Origin of the sequence: Haemophilus parahaemolyticus (assembly GCF_002015035.1) — a bacterium.
Classification (GTDB): Bacteria; Pseudomonadota; Gammaproteobacteria; order Enterobacterales; family Pasteurellaceae; genus Haemophilus_A; species Haemophilus_A parahaemolyticus.
Window position 1 is genome coordinate 150,885 of record NZ_MUXY01000001.1, and the last position, 15,682, is coordinate 166,566.

A 15,682-nucleotide genomic window follows, 5' to 3' on the forward strand; every position below is an offset into this window, starting at 1 on the left:
GCTATCTCCTTATTTTTTATCTTTATAGTGAACGCTATCGCTTACTGCATTTAAACGTTCTGCTGCTTGTTCTGGGGTTAAATCGCGTTGGCTTTCTGCCATCATTTCATAGCCCACCATAAATTTACGCACGGTTGCTGAACGTAAAAGTGGCGGATAGAAATGAGCGTGCAACTGCCAGTGAGCGTTTTCTTCACCATTAAATGGAGCAAAATGGAAGCCCATAGAATATGGGAAGCTGATGTTAAATAAGTTATCGTAACGTGTCGTTAATTTTTTCAACGCCAATGCTAAATCTTCACGTTCCGCTTGGTTTAAATCTTCAATCGATTTGAATTGTTTTGCTTTTGGTAATAGCAAAGTTTCAAACGGCCAAGCTGCCCAATAAGGCACAACTGCAATCCAATCTTCAGTTTCAGCGACAATACGTTCGCGTTTTTCTAATTCACGTTTCGCGTAATCAACTAGCAATGGTGAGCCCTGTTTTTTGAAATATTCCGCTTGGCATTCATCTTCAATCGTAATTTCATTCGGTAAAAAATTACTTGCCCAGATTTGACCGTGCGGATGCGGGTTTGAACAGCCCATCATTGAGCCTTTGTTCTCAAAAATTTGTACCCATTGGTAGCGCTGTTTAAGCTCGCGAACCTGTTGTTGCCATACTTGGATCACTTGCTCAATTTCTGGCACGTTAAGTTGAGGTAAGGTTTTGCTATGGTCTGGAGAAAAACAGATCACACGGCTTTCACCTTGTGTATGCGAAATTTGGAACAGTGGATCATCATTTTTCTCTGGTGCTGGTGTGTCTGCAAGCAATGCAGAGAAATCGTTTTTGAACACAAAAGGTTGGGTATATTGCGGATTTTGCTCACCTGTAATGCGTTTATTGCCCGGGCAAAGATAGCAAGTTGGATCGTAACTCGGTTTATTATCAGCGACCATTTCTTCTTGTTGCCCTTGCCATGGACGTTTTGCACGATGTGGCGAGACTAAAATCCATTGATTTTTTAACGGGTTGAAACGGCGATGCGGATGGTCGTTTAAAACAAATTGTTCACTCATAATCATATCCCTAGAGAATTTTTGGAGGAAGTATAGAAGATTTATAAAAAAAAATATGTGACGAACTTCACAATAAGCGATTAAATTTAGAGGAAAACTTACAAAAAATGAGATTTACACTTCATTTTGCTCGGTATTCCTCTCTCCCTTTGTGGATTCCCAAAGATGTCTCGGTAGTGGATTATGATAATATGGTCGGCATGGCAAATTTATTTTTACCACCACTGACTACCGTGCTACTCCACCACTAGAAATAAGTTTGATAGAAAATCACAAAAATACAGAAATTTATCCGATTGAATGCCTGTTGATTGTAAAGAGGCTAGTTGATTAATTCATGTTGTAAGGGAAGATACACGGAATAAAATCGCTCTTTTATCAGCTTTTTATGCTATAATCTTGCTCAATTTTAGCCTTATGATTTAAGACATTCTTTTTTAAATATGATTAGGAAATTTCAATGAGCGAATTAGCCAAAGATATTACCCCCGTCAGTATCGAAGACGAACTTAAAACGTCTTATCTCGACTATGCTATGTCCGTAATTGTTGGACGTGCATTGCCAGATGTACGTGATGGATTAAAACCCGTTCACCGTCGTGTGTTATTCTCAATGGATAGAAATAGCAACACATTTAACCGCCCACACGTAAAATCAGCTCGTGTTGTGGGGGATGTAATCGGTAAATACCACCCACACGGTGACTCCGCAGTGTATGACACTATTGTGCGTATGGCACAGCCATTCTCACTTCGTTATATGTTAGTCGATGGGCAAGGTAACTTTGGTTCAATTGATGGCGACGCAGCCGCTGCTATGCGTTATACCGAAGTGCGTATGCAAAAAATCACTCAGGAATTGCTCACTGATTTAGATAAAGAAACTGTCGATTTCTCGCCAAACTATGATGGCAAAGAGATGATCCCCGACGTGCTTCCAACCAAAATTCCTGCGTTATTAGTGAATGGTTCATCAGGGATTGCGGTTGGTATGGCGACCAACATTCCACCACACAATTTAAATGAAGTATTAGATGGCTGCTTAGCCTATATCGAAAATGAAGAAATTTCGATTGATGAGTTAATGCAATACATTCCAGGTCCTGATTTCCCAACAGGAGCATTAATCAATGGTCGTAAAGGAATTGTAGATGCTTACCATACAGGTCGTGGTAAAGTTTACGTGCGAGCAAAAGCAACCATTGAAACGAGTGCAAAAGGAGCTGAAACAATCATCGTTTCAGAACTACCTTACCAAGTCAATAAAGCTGACTTAGTAAAAAAAATTGAAGAACTTTCAGACGAAAAGAAAATTACTGGTATTTCAGAGGTTAAGGATTTATCACAACGCTCAGGCATTAAAATTGAGATTAAAGTGAAATCTGATGCAGTAGCTGAAGTAGTACTAAATCACCTTTATGCACTTACCCAAATGCAGGTGACTTTTGGTATCAATATGGTCGCACTAGACAACGGTCAGCCAAAAGTGTTGAACCTAAAGCAGATCATTGCTGCCTTTATCAAACACCGCCGTGAAGTAGTTACACGTCGTACTATTTTTGAACTTCGTAAAGCACGCGAAAGAGCACATATCTTAGAAGGCTTGGCAATTGCATTAGCAAATATCGATCCCGTTATTGAGTTAATCCGCCACTCTAAAACAGCAGATGAAGCACGTGAAGGCTTGCTTTCTCGTTCTTGGGCGTTAGGTAATGTTACAGCAATGTTGGATGCAGTAGGTGGGGATGCATCTCGCCCTGAAGATCTCCCTGAACATTTAGGCGTGCGTGATGGTGAATATTACTTATCAGAAGTACAAGCACGTGCGATTTTAGAGTTACGCTTACATCGTTTAACTGGTTTAGAGCACGAAAAAATCGTTGATGAATACAAAGAATTACTCACTGAAATTGCAGAATTATTACACATTCTAAACAACGCTGAACGCTTAATGGAAGTGATCCGTGAAGAACTCGAAACGGTAAAATCCTCTTTCGGAGATGAGCGTCGTACTGAAATAACTGCTGCATCAGGTGATATTAATATTGAAGACTTAATCGCCCAAGAAGATGTCGTAGTCACACTTTCTCACGCAGGTTATGTGAAATATCAACCACTTTCAGACTATGAAGCACAACGCCGTGGCGGTAAAGGTAAATCAGCCACGAAGATGAAAGAAGATGACTTCATCGAGAAATTATTGGTGGCAAATACCCACGACACTATCCTTTGCTTCTCAAGCCGTGGTCGTTTATATCAATTGAAGGTGTATCAATTACCACAAGCTAGCCGTGGGGCACGTGGTACACCAATTGTGAATATTCTACCGCTTGTGAAAGAAGAAAATGAGCGTATTACAGCGATTTTACCAATTCCAAATGGCGAATTCTCGGCAGATAAATTCGTCTTTATGGCAACCGCAAGTGGCGTAGTGAAGAAAGTCGCATTAGATGCATTTAGCAATGTGCGTGCGAACGGTCTCATTGCACTAACACTGCGTGATGGCGATGAACTTATCGGTGTTGATATTACCAACGGCGAAAGCGAAATTATGTTGTTCTCTGCACAAGGTCGTGTGGTTCGTTTCGAAGAAAAAGCGGTACGTGCAATGGGGCGAGCTGCAACAGGTGTTCGCGGCATTAAACTGGCAACCAAAGAAATCAGTGATGACGTGGAAGAAGCGGAAATCGTTGATATCGAAAGCGAAGAGAACGATGAAAGCATCAACCTCAACACTGATAAAGTCGTTTCACTCGTCATTCCACGCGCTGAAGGCGATATATTAACCGTCACACAAAACGGCTATGGTAAACGTACGGTGCTTGTGGAATACCCTGTGAAATCACGTGCAACCAAAGGCGTAGTTTCAATTAAAGTGAACGAACGTAACGGCAAAGTAGTTGCAGCCGTTCAAGTAGAAGAAACTGACCAAATTATGTTGATTACCGATGCAGGCACATTAGTTCGCACTCGTGTTTCAGAAGTAAGCCTGGTTGGTCGTAATACGCAAGGTGTTCGCATTATTCGTACCGCAGAAGATGAGCAAGTCGTGAGTCTTGAACGTATTTGTGAGCCTGAAGAGGACGATGAAATTGAACACTCAGAGGGAACAGAAACAGAAAACCGTTCTGAGACGACTGAAGAGTAATTTTTTAAATAAGTTACAAACCCTGTTTAGTACAGGGTTTATTTTTATATATAGCTATGAAACTAATCCGCGTTGCTTTACCCGTACCGTTAAATCGCTATTTCGACTACCTTTTGCCTGATTTTTTCTCTGTGACAAAAGGAGCGAGAGTCAGCGTGCCTTTTGGTTCACAAACCAAAGTCGGCATTGTGATTGATTTTCCTGAAACAAGTGACATTCCTGTCGAAAAACTTAAACCCATCAAAGCAGTGTTAGATTTAGAACCAATTTTTGATGAAGAGATATTTAAACTACTCAACTGGGCTTCGAGCTATTACCACGCTCCAATTGGAGAAGTATTGACTAGTGCGTTACCTGTAAAACTTCGTCAAGGTGATTCAACCGAGCGTACTCAGCCAGACTATTTTATTGTCTCTGAACTCGGATATTCCGCTCTTGAATTAGGTGAGCTTAAGCGGGCGAAAAAGCAGCAAGATTTGCTAAATGAATTGGCACAATTGGCAAATTTGTTTGAAAAACCGACCGCTTGTAGCCCCTCCGCGTGGAAAGGATTGATTGAAAAAGGCTTCATCGAAAAAGTCGATATGCTATTTATTCCCCAATCTTGGCAAGAAAAATTGGGAAATCGACCTCTTGTGAATAGCTCAAATCGCTTGGTATTGAATAAGCAACAGACTTTAGTCGTCAGCCGTTTGAGTATTCGCAACGGGTTTGAAACTTTTTTGCTCAATGGTGTGACAGGTTCTGGAAAAACTGAAATCTATTTGCAGACAATTGAAAGTGCACTTAATCGTGGCGAGCAGGTACTTGTGCTGGTGCCTGAAATTGGTTTAACACCGCAAACTATTCAGCGTTTTAAAGCTCGTTTTAATGTAGAAATGGATGTGCTGCATTCCAATATGAATGAGACTGAACGCCTGAATGCGTGGCTTCGTGCAAGAAATGGTGAGAGTGCAATTGTGATTGGCACGCGCTCAGCACTTTTCACTCAATTCCAAAATCTGGGCTTAATTATTATTGATGAAGAACACGATAGCTCGTTCAAACAGCAAGAAGGCTGGCGTTATCACGCTCGTGATTTAGCGGTCATTCGAGCAAAAAATCTTGCGATTCCAATTATTTTAGGTTCAGCCACACCAAGTTTAGAAAGCGTGCAAAATGTACAGAAAGGTAAGTTTACTGAGCTTACTTTAACCGCTAGAGCGGGTAATGCAGAGCCGGTCAAGCAACAGATCATTGACTTAAAAACACAACGAGTGACAGCAGGGCTTTCAGAGCAGCTATTTGCTAAAATGAAATCTCATTTAGACAAAGGCAACCAAGTGATGCTATTTTTGAACCGCCGCGGTTTCGCCCCTGTGTTGCTCTGCCACGAATGTGGTTGGATATGCCAGTGTGAAGCATGCGATAAACCCTACACGTACCACCAAAAACAACGTGTGTTGCGTTGTCATCACTGCTCTTCGCAACGGATTATTCCTCGCCAATGTGGTCATTGCGGTTCAACCAATTTAGTAACAACTGGCTTAGGCACGGAACAGCTTGAACAAGTACTTAGCGAACAATTCCCCGATTATAAAATTAGCCGTATCGATCGCGATTCAACCGCTCGCAAAGGAGCATTAGAAACGCATCTCAACGATATTCGTGAGGGCAAAAGCCAGATTTTGATTGGCACACAGATGCTTGCAAAAGGGCATCACTTTCCGAATGTGACTTTGGTGGCGATTATCAACGTGGATTCAGCACTGTTTTCAACTGATTTTAGAGCCGAAGAGCGTTTAGCCCAACTTTATTTACAAGTTTCAGGGAGGGCAGGGCGAGCTGAAAAACAGGGGGAAGTCGTTTTACAAACACATTATCCAGACCATCCTTTGCTAAAAAATTTAGTGGAAAAGGGTTACGAAGCTTTTGCAGGAGAAGCACTAAAAATGCGTCAATTGATGATGCTTCCGCCATTCTCCTCGCAAGTGCTGTTTAAAGCGACGAGCAAAAACAGCGAACAAGCGGTACAATTTTTGCAAGAGATGGCAAATTTCTTTGCCCAAAAAGCAAATGATTTAGCCTTGCAAGACTTGCAAATTCGCCCACCTTTTGCTGCACCGCTTGCGAAAAAAGCTGGCTATTACCGTTGGTTACTGCTTATTCAACACCCATCCCGAATGGCTTTGCAAAAATTGCTGAATATGTTTGATGCTGAAAAGGAACAAATAACAGTACCAAGCTCAATTAAGCTAGCGATGGATATTGATCCGCAAGACATTAGTTAGCAACAAAATGGCGAGTTAACCTCGCCATTCCATTCATTATCTAAAATTCGAATTTGCTGACACGTCAATCCTCACACCCCAAAATTTGGTTCACTTCGCTTTTATAAAGCACGGCTTTTGCACCGTAAACCGCTTGGATGCCTCCACCAACTTCTAGCACATCAATAGCCCCCAATGCTTTTAAGCGAGCTTTATTGACTAATTTCACATCTTTTACTGCAACACGTAAGCGTGTAATACATGCATCCACATTTTCGATATTCTCTGCATTGCCTAAGGCTTTAATGATTTCGTGAGCGTTCTCTGTTAAAGATGAAGTTTGTTGCTCTATTACTTCTTCTTGCTCTTCACCGCGACCTGGCGTCATTACATTGAATTTGGTAATTAAGAAGCGGAAACTGAAGTAGTAAAGTGCAGCCCAGAATACGCCTACAATCACCACTTCAATCCAGTTAGTGTTCGCATTGCCTTGCAAGATACCGAATAGCAAGAAGTCGATAAAACCACCTGAGAAGGTGTTACCGATAGAGATATTGAGAATATCTGCGATATAGAAAGAAACTCCATCTAAGAAGGCGTGGAATACATAAAGCCATGGTGCGACGAAGAGGAACATAAACTCAATCGGTTCGGTGATCCCTGTAATGAATGAGGTTAGAGCTGCACCTAAGAATAAACCACCAATTGCTTTACGACGTGCTTTTGGCACGCAGTGATACATTGCTAAACAAGATGCTGGTAAACCAAACATCATCGTATCAAAACGACCAGCGAAGAAACGGGTTCCCTCTGTGAATAAACCTTGATGGTTAGGATCGGCTAGTTGAGCAAAGAAGATTTTTTGAGCACCAACAAACATTTCGCCATTGACCATTTCTGTACCACCTAATTCGGTGTACCAGAATAATGGGTAGATCATATGGTGTAAGCCAACCGCTCCACATAAACGCATTAAGAAACCGTAGAAGAAAGTGCCGACGGCACCCATTGAGGCAATATGTTCACCTGCTGAAACTAACCAATTTTGGAATGTCGGCCAAATGAGGAAGAAGATCGCCCCTACAAAAATAGCTGAAAATGCAGTCACAATGGGTACAAAACGTGAACCACCAAAGAAGCCCAAAATTTGCGGTAATTGAATATTGTGATATTTATTGTGAAGTTTAACAGTAATCAATCCCATCACGAGTGCGCCGATTACACCCGTGTCAATACTTTTCGTTTCAGGTGAGAAGAGCGGAATAAGAGCGGCAATTGTGCCTGTCATAATCAAATAACCAACCACCGTTGCTAAGGCTGCCACGCCTTTATCACGTTTTGCCAAGCCAATCCCTAGCCCAATGCAAAGTAATAAGGCAAGGTTACCAAACACCACCGAACCCGCTGCCGACATAATTTGGAAAATGCCTTGCAACAATGAATTATCCAAAATGGGATACGCCTGCACCGTCGCTTTGTTCGATAAAGCCCCACCAATACCGAGTAATAAACCTGCGGCAGGAAGAATGGCAATCGGCAACATAAATGCCTTGCCGACTTGTTGAAGTTGTTTAAACATATTTGCCTCCTAGCATGTATGTTTATTTCCTTAATAAATTTAGTACTTTAAGGGAATATTACTCCAACTCGTCGTGAAAAAATGTGATGAAGATCACATTTTATAAAAAACAAGCGGTGAATTTCTTGCAAAACTTTGCAGAAAATTCACCTCTTACTACATCAATATAATCCCGCTTTTTCGTACCAAATACGGTTAATAAACCACATCACTTTACCCGTTGGCGTTTGGACGGTAATTTCATCATCTTCCTGTTTACCAATTAAAGCTCGGGCAACGGGTGAATCAATCGAAATCCAGTTTTTCGCAGGGTCAAATTCATCGCATCCCACGATGCGATATTCTGCAATCTCACCCGCTTCGTTTTCTAATTCCACCCAAGCACCAAAAAAGACTTTGCCCTCTTGTTGCGGATGGTAATCGACGATTTGTAGCACTTCTAACCGCTTGGAAAGAAAACGCACGCGGCGGTCGATTTCACGCAAACGACGTTTGCCGTAGATGTATTCTGCATTTTCGCTGCGGTCGCCAAGGGCAGCTGCATCAGAAACGGCTTGGGTCACTTTCGGGCGTTCTTCTTTCCATAAGAATTTCAGCTCTTGGTCTAACATCTGCCAGCCTGAGCGGGTAATATAATTTGATTTTGCCATTCTTTTTCCTAAGCACTAAGCAATAAATTTGCTACTGTTCTTACACCAAGCCCTGTTGCACCCGCTGCCCATAAATCACTTGCGGTCTTACGGAAGGTAGCGGAAGCATCAATATGTAACCAATTTTGTTGATAATTTTCCACAAAATAAGAGAGAAATGCACAAGCTGTGCTTGCACCCGCTCCAACAGGCACAGAACCAATGTTAGCAATATCCGCAAAGTTTGAGCTAATTTGTGTTCGATGGAACGGCTCAAATGGCAAACGCCAGAAAGGTTCATTTTGATTTTTTGCGGCAGTGAATAATGCTGAAATCCAGTTTTCATCCATTGAAAGCACACTGTGATAATCATTCCCCACCGCCACTTTTGCAGCACCTGTGAGTGTTGCTGCATCTAAAATCAACTGTGCATTTTGCTTGCTTGCCTCAATTAAACCATCAGCTAACACCAAACGACCTTCCGCATCGGTGTTTAAAACTTCAGCTGTAACACCATTACGATAGGTAATAATATCGCCCAATTTAAAGGCGTTATGGCTAACCATATTTTCCGCACAGCAGAGATAGAGCTTCACGCGTTTTTGCAAGCCTTGTGCAATCGCTAAACCTAATGCACCTGTAAGCATTGCCGCACCGCCCATATCGGTACGCATTGTAGACATTGAGTCACTTGGTTTTAAGCTATAACCGCCTGTGTCAAAGGTGATGCCTTTGCCGACTAAACAGGCTAATACAGGCTCATCTGCCTTGCCTGTTGGGTTGAAGTCTAACGCCAAGAAAGCGGGTGGATTTTCAGAACCTTTGCCTACTGTCCAAATGCCTGAATAACCTTGTTTTTTTAAATCTTCGCCTAAAATAATTTCCGCAGAAATTGCAGAATTCAAGCCTTTTTTAACCGCTTGTTGAGTAACAAACTCGACCGCTTGTTCAGCTAATTGTACAGGTGTTAATTGGTCAGACGGCTTATTGATGATCGAGCGTGTAAATGTGGTGCACTCAAGGCGTGCATCAAATTCAGCTTGTGCTTCGCCCAAATTGGGATATTGTACTGTGCCGGCATTTTTCACGCTGACGTATCCTTGATGAAATGCCCAGCATTGTTCTAAATCCCAGCCCTTGCCTGCAAGCGTTACCGATAAAATGCCTTGATTTTTAATTTTACGAGCGGCTTGCTGAATAGTGATAAATGCTTCGCTCGCAGATTTCTCGTTAAGATGAATCGTCATTCCATTTTCATTGGCAGAAAGAATGGCTTTTTTGCCCCACTTTTCAGATGCGGGCATATTTAACAGGGTGATTTGCATTGACATAATTATTCCTTATTCTGTAAATTGAATGAAGCGGTCGAATTTTAACAAGAATTTGTTAAATGTTCCTATTCATTTTTCCTTCATTTTCGGGTAATCTCAAGCCATTCTTTCTAAAATATCTCAAACACAATCCTACTCTATACAGGAAAAAAGCATATGAATTTGCACGAATATCAAGCAAAACAACTCTTTAGCCAATACGGGTTACCTATCAATCGTGGCATTGCCTGCCATTCTATTGAAGAAACAGAGCAAGCTCTCAGCCAGCTAAACGGTAATATTTTTGCCGTGAAATGCCAAATCCACGCAGGAGGACGAGGTAAAGCAGGTGGGGTGAAGTTAGTAAAAAATGCCGAGCAAGCTCGCCAGTTTGCGGAACAATGGTTAGGCAAAAGAATGGTGACCTTCCAAACCGATAGCAAAGGCTTACCCGTAAATACCATTTATGTGGAAGAAACTTGCGAGATTGAGCGTGAACTTTATCTTGGGGCGGTGATTGGCCGTAGCTCGCAAAAAGTGGTGTTTATGGCATCCAGTGCGGGCGGAATGGAGATTGAAGAGATCGCTAGAAATACGCCTGAGCTTATCCATAAAATTAGCCTCGATCCTCTCACTAACGCTCAACCCTTCCAAGCACGTGAACTTGCGTTTAAGCTTGGTTTGAAAGGGACAGAAATCAAACAATTTACCGCGATTTTCCTGAATCTTGCTAAATTATTCCTTGAAAAAGATCTTGCTTTGCTTGAAGTGAATCCGTTGGTGGTGACCAAACAGCAAAACCTCATCTGTTTAGATGCTAAAGCGGTTATTGACAACAATGCTCTTTATCGTCACCCTGAACTGAAAGCACTTGAAGATGAGAGCCAAGAAGATCCTCGTGAAGCCTATGCTTCTCAATGGGAATTGAATTACGTCGCTCTGAAAGGCAATATCGGCTGTATGGTAAATGGTGCAGGGCTTGCGATGGGAACCATGGATATGATCAAATTACAAGGTGGCGAACCTGCGAATTTCCTTGATGTGGGCGGTGGTGCAACTAAAGAACGTGTTGCTGAAGCATTTAAATTGATTTTATCCGACAGCCAAGTAAAAGCAGTGCTTGTTAATATTTTTGGCGGCATTGTACGTTGTGATCTAATTGCCGAGGGGATTATTTCTGCGGTAAATGAAGTGGGCGTAAACGTGCCTGTAGTGGTGCGTTTAGAAGGTACGAATGCGGAGCAAGGCAGAGCCATTTTAGCAAAAAGCAGGCTGAATCTAACGGTTGCTGAAACCTTAACACAAGCGGCGATTTCTGCCGTGAATTTTGCAAATCAAGCGTAAAGACTAAAAAAGAGAAAGGATAGAAAATGGCGATTTTAATTGATAAAAATACCAGAGTGATTTGCCAAGGTTTCACGGGCAGTCAAGGCACATTTCACAGCGAGCAGGCTTTAGCCTACGGCACGCAATTAGTTGGAGGCGTTTCACCAAATAAAGGTGGCACAACACATTTAGGTTTGCCTGTGTTTAATACGGTGCGAGAAGCAGTTGAAAAAACAGGGGCAACTGCAACCATTATTTACGTACCTGCCAGCGGTTGTAAAGATGCGATTTTAGAGGCTATTGATGCAGGTATTCAGCTGATTGTGTGTATTACCGAAGGTATTCCAACGCTGGATATGCTTGTCATTAAACAAAAATTAAACGAGACAGACGTGCGAATGATTGGCCCAAATTGCCCTGGAATTATTACGCCTGATGAATGCAAAATGGGGATTATGCCTGCCAGTATTCATAAAAAAGGCAAAATTGGTATTGTATCGCGTTCGGGCACGCTGACCTATGAAGCGGTTAAACAGACGACAGACGAAGGCTTTGGGCAATCCACTTGCGTAGGCATTGGTGGCGACCCGATTCCAGGTTCCAGTTTTATTGATATTTTACGTCTGTTCCAAGATGATCCAGAAACCGAAGCTATAGTGATGATTGGCGAAATTGGCGGTTCTGCGGAAGAAGAAGCGGCTCAATTTATAAAAGCACACGTGACCAAACCCGTGGTAAGCTATATTGCAGGTGCAACCGCACCAAAAGGCAAACGAATGGGGCACGCGGGTGCAATCATCAGCGGTGGTAAAGGCACAGCAGAAGAGAAGTTCCAAGCCTTAGAAGCAGCAGGTGTTACTTGTGTAAGAAGTTTAGCGGAAATAGGTAAGGCGTTGAGAGCTCGCTTAGGCTAAAGAGAATCAGAGAGGGAGTCTAAACTCCCTCTTATAAGATTAAACCTCATCAATCACAAACTCAAACCAATCAATCACCTCTTTTTCATGGATACCTTCGGGAATGAGAATATTTGCTTTTTTCACTGATTCAGGATCGTGAGAAATCAGCGGGTGCCAATCAAACAGAGACTTCCCTTCATAAAGTAAACGATAAGCACAGGTTTTCGGTAGCCAGCCAAAATCGGGCAGATTTTTCTTAGTTAGTTTAGTACAATCTGGCTCTCGCTTAAAGCGATTAGCATAGTGCATACAACGCCCCGTATTCACATTTAAAAGATTACACGCCACACGGGTATAATAAAGGCGTTCACGCTTGCCTCGCCCTTGAATATATTTACGATAACAACATTTCCCGCAGCCATCACACAACGCTTCCCACTCGGCATCGTTCATTTCAAGTAGCGACTTTTTCTGCCAGAAAAACGGTTCAATTTCGGTATTTTTTTGCAAAATCCCCCCTATTCCGCGACAACTGCCGTGCCTGTTGCAACCACGATAAACATACTCTTATCGCCGCCCATAGATTGATATTCAAGCGAGACCCCCACCACGGCATTCGCCCCTACCTTACGTGCTTCTTCTGCTAACTCATCTAAAGCCTCTTGGCGCGATTTGTTCAGTTTGCTTTCATAAACACCTGAACGCCCGCCAATCACATCGGTAATGCTAGCGAAGAAATCACGAATAAAATTCGCACCAGAAACCACTTCGCCAAACACTAAGCCCTTATATTCTTTAATACGTTTTCCTTCAATCGTGGGCGTTGTTGTGATGATCATTTTGAGTCCTCAAATTGTGCTTTTAATTGAGCCAGAGCAATGGCACGATGCGAGATTTTTTTCTTCTCCGCTGTTTCTAATTCAGCAAAACTGCAATTTTTCGGTGGATAGAAGAAGAGCGAATCATAACCAAAGCCGTTTGTGCCGCGTTCTTCGGTTAAGATTTCCCCAAAACATTCGCCAATTGCAATTTTCGGAGTGGGGTCGGTTTCGTAATTTAAAAAGACGATACAGCTGACAAATTTAGCTTGGCGGTCTTGAGCCGGCACGGATGCCATTTCACGCAACAATTTTTGACGATTCGCCTCATCGTTTCCCTCTTCACCCGCATAACGTGCAGAATATAAACCAGGTGCACCATTTAAGGCTTTAACCGATAAGCCAGAATCGTCAGCAATGGTGGGTAACCCCGTGATTTTTGCCGCATAACGGGCTTTTAATAACGCATTTTCAACAAAGGTTAAGCCTGTTTCTTCTGGGCTTTGGATGCCAAATTCAGATTGAGCCACCACATCAAAACCGAATTGTGCCAATACATCTGCCATCTCTTTTACTTTGCCTTGGTTGCCCGTTGCAAGGACGACTTTTATTTTTTGCATTTTGGATTCCTTCTAAAAGATTTAGCGTATTATAGCCTAAAACCCAAAAGAAAAGGGATTGTCTTTACTGTTTAATGCGTTAAGCCTTTATCTCTTGTCTCCTCCATAAACCACAACCCAACCAAGCTCAATACAGCGTTTAGGGTTAAATAAATCCCGACACCTTTTAGCCCGTATTGTGCATTCAGCGGTAAGGCAATGATTGCCGCAACACTTGCGCCAAACAAGCCTGCGATGTTGTAAGTGAGCGATGCACCTGAATAGCGGGCGTGAGTTGGGAAAAGCTCAGGCAAGAAGCTAGCAAGTGGGCCGTATCCCATACCGATAAGTCCCATTCCGATAAACAAGAACCAAAATAGGCTGGCGGTAGTGCCGTTTTCAAGGAAGAATGGCAAAGCTAAGCCGAAAATCGCAACGCCAACAGTTGTCCAAATCAGCCAAATGCGACGACCAACTTTGTCGATATATTTGCCCGAAGCGGCAATGGTTATTGCCAAAGAAACCGCACTTGCCATCAATAAAGCGGTAAAAATTTGCGGGGAAAATCCCAATCCCATCGCATAGCCTGCTTCTGATACTGTTGGGGCAGATTTTGCATAAATTTGGCTAAAGGCAATCATAATGTAGAACAGCACATAGCCGGCAATACAAACCAACATTCCTAAGAAAAACGGCTTGAAATGAGTAGTGATGACTTCCAACATTGGTAAGCGTTTTGGCTGCGGTTTATTGAGTGCGGCGAGAAAAATCGGGGCTTCAGTCAGTTTTAGACGCACATACAAGCCAATAGCGACCAAAATCAGAGAAGATAAAAATGGAATCCGCCACGCCCATTCCGCCATAGCTTCTTGTCCGAAAATTGCCGTAATGCCTAAGAATACGCCATTTGCCAACAACAAGCCAAGCGGTGCACCCAGTTGTGGGAAAGTACCATACCAACCGCGTTTACCTTCAGGGGCATTTTCGACCGCAACTAGTGCAGCACCGCCCCACTCGCCGCCTAAACCGATACCTTGCCCAATACGGCATAAACAGAGCAAAATTGTCGCCCAAATACCGATGCTGTCATAAGTTGGCAACAAACCGATAACCACAGTGGAAACGCCCATCAACAGTAAGCTCATCACAAAAGTATTTTTCCGCCCGAAACGGTCACCGAAATGCCCGAACAATATTGCTCCCAAAGGACGAGCAATAAAAGTGAGTGCTAAAGTGGAAAGGGCGGCAATCTGCCCTGAAAGTGGATCTGCGGCATGGAAGAATTGATGGTTAAATACCAATACCGCAGCCATTGCGTAAATATAGTTATCGAAATACTCAATTGCGGTGCCGACCATTGTCGCTGTCGCGACCTGTTTTAAACTATTTTGCGTATTCATCGCTTGCCTCCCGTAATGCTTTTGTTGCTGTTTTAACATTTTTTGCGTGACTGATGGCTGTAATTACTGCCACACCGTCTGCCCCAAATTCTCGTAAGGTTTTAACATGAGCTAACTTCACTCCACCAATTGCCACAAGCGGTTTCGTTATGCCCGCATTTCGCAGAGTTTGAATAAACGCCATTCCTAGTGTTGGCTTCGGATTCTCTTTCGATTGCGTTGGAAAAATCGGGCCAATTCCAAAATAATCAATTTCCGCTAAATTTTCCCCAATATTCGCCTCATCTAAACGATTCACCGACCAACCAATAATCAGCGGTTTATCTGTTTTAGCTCGAATCTCCGCAACGGGCATATCGCTTTGCCCAACGTGAATGCCATCCGCCTCGATTTCCAACGCCAAATCAACGTTGTCGTCCACAATAAACGGTACACCATATTCACGGCACAAATCACGACAACTCATCGCCAATGCCTTTTGTGCTGAGGGCGTATGTTCTAACGAAAATTTGCCTTTATCCCGAAATTGAAAGCAGGTAATCCCGCCTTCTAACGCTTGTTTTAGCACGAATAATAAATTTTCTGATAAGTTCTCGCCCAAATGACGGCAATCTTGCGTGCCTGCCACAAAGTAAAGCGGTAAGATTTTTTGAATATTTTTCATCT

13 protein-coding genes are annotated in these 15,682 nt (G+C 42.7%); 4 read left to right on the forward strand and 9 right to left on the reverse strand.

Annotated features, from left to right (window positions below; genetic code table 11):
• Positions 1-9 precede the first annotated feature (9 nt).
• Positions 10-1,062 (reverse strand): galactose-1-phosphate uridylyltransferase, encoded by a 1,053-nt coding sequence (galT, locus tag B0185_RS00675; protein WP_005705912.1) that lies wholly within the window; start codon positions 1,060-1,062, stop codon positions 10-12.
• Between the two features lie 460 nt (positions 1,063-1,522).
• Between galT and gyrA the strand changes: the two genes are divergently transcribed.
• Both gyrA and priA read left to right on the forward strand, forming a co-directional pair.
• Entirely contained in the window at positions 1,523-4,210 is a 2,688-nt protein-coding gene (gyrA, locus tag B0185_RS00680) for a DNA topoisomerase (ATP-hydrolyzing) subunit A (RefSeq protein ID WP_005705922.1), read from the forward strand.
• A gap of 56 nt (positions 4,211-4,266) precedes the next feature.
• Complete coding sequence (priA, locus tag B0185_RS00685) at positions 4,267-6,480, forward strand: primosomal protein N' (protein WP_005705881.1); 2,214 nt, start codon at positions 4,267-4,269, stop codon at positions 6,478-6,480.
• A gap of 64 nt (positions 6,481-6,544) precedes the next feature.
• On the opposite strand, the gene B0185_RS00690 is transcribed toward priA, so the two are convergent.
• From B0185_RS00690 to pepB, 3 genes are all read right to left on the reverse strand, one after another.
• A complete protein-coding gene (locus B0185_RS00690) occupies positions 6,545-8,038 on the reverse strand; it encodes a PTS transporter subunit EIIC (RefSeq protein ID WP_005705872.1) in 1,494 nt (497 codons plus the stop codon).
• A gap of 161 nt (positions 8,039-8,199) precedes the next feature.
• Positions 8,200-8,688 carry a transcription elongation factor GreB gene (gene greB / locus B0185_RS00695; RefSeq protein WP_005705891.1) on the reverse strand — a complete coding sequence of 163 codons (489 nt, stop codon included), beginning with the start codon at positions 8,686-8,688 and terminating at the stop codon, positions 8,200-8,202.
• 8 nt (positions 8,689-8,696) lie between these two features.
• The gene (pepB, locus tag B0185_RS00700) at positions 8,697-9,992 is read right to left on the reverse strand and encodes an aminopeptidase PepB (RefSeq protein ID WP_039863077.1); all 1,296 of its coding nucleotides are present in this window, start codon (positions 9,990-9,992) and stop codon (positions 8,697-8,699) included.
• Positions 9,993-10,154: 162 nt separating this feature from the next.
• On the opposite strand from pepB, the gene sucC reads away from it, so the two are divergent.
• Both sucC and sucD read left to right on the forward strand, forming a co-directional pair.
• Positions 10,155-11,321, forward strand: coding sequence for an ADP-forming succinate--CoA ligase subunit beta (gene sucC / locus B0185_RS00705; protein WP_005705899.1), 1,167 nt, complete (start codon positions 10,155-10,157; stop codon positions 11,319-11,321).
• 26 nt (positions 11,322-11,347) lie between these two features.
• Complete coding sequence (sucD, locus tag B0185_RS00710) at positions 11,348-12,217, forward strand: succinate--CoA ligase subunit alpha (RefSeq protein ID WP_005705890.1); 870 nt, start codon at positions 11,348-11,350, stop codon at positions 12,215-12,217.
• Positions 12,218-12,256: 39 nt separating this feature from the next.
• On the opposite strand, the gene B0185_RS00715 is transcribed toward sucD, so the two are convergent.
• The 5 genes from B0185_RS00715 to thiE all read right to left on the reverse strand — a co-directional run bounded on the left by B0185_RS00715 (position 12,257) and on the right by thiE (position 15,680).
• Positions 12,257-12,712 (reverse strand): YcgN family cysteine cluster protein, encoded by a 456-nt coding sequence (locus B0185_RS00715; RefSeq protein ID WP_039863074.1) that lies wholly within the window; start codon positions 12,710-12,712, stop codon positions 12,257-12,259.
• Positions 12,713-12,717: 5 nt separating this feature from the next.
• A complete protein-coding gene (locus B0185_RS00720) occupies positions 12,718-13,038 on the reverse strand; it encodes a YbjQ family protein (RefSeq protein WP_005705916.1) in 321 nt (106 codons plus the stop codon).
• On the reverse strand, positions 13,035-13,637 hold the full coding sequence (rdgB, locus tag B0185_RS00725; RefSeq protein ID WP_005705908.1) for an RdgB/HAM1 family non-canonical purine NTP pyrophosphatase: 603 nt from the start codon (positions 13,635-13,637) through the stop codon (positions 13,035-13,037). Before rdgB ends, B0185_RS00720 begins: the two co-directional genes overlap by 4 nt.
• A gap of 71 nt (positions 13,638-13,708) precedes the next feature.
• Positions 13,709-15,016, reverse strand: coding sequence for an MFS transporter (locus B0185_RS00730; RefSeq protein WP_005705887.1), 1,308 nt, complete (start codon positions 15,014-15,016; stop codon positions 13,709-13,711).
• Complete coding sequence (thiE, locus tag B0185_RS00735) at positions 15,000-15,680, reverse strand: thiamine phosphate synthase (RefSeq protein WP_005705892.1); 681 nt, start codon at positions 15,678-15,680, stop codon at positions 15,000-15,002. The genes B0185_RS00730 and thiE overlap by 17 nt, the downstream gene beginning before the upstream one ends.
• Between the last annotated feature and the right edge of the window lie 2 nt (positions 15,681-15,682).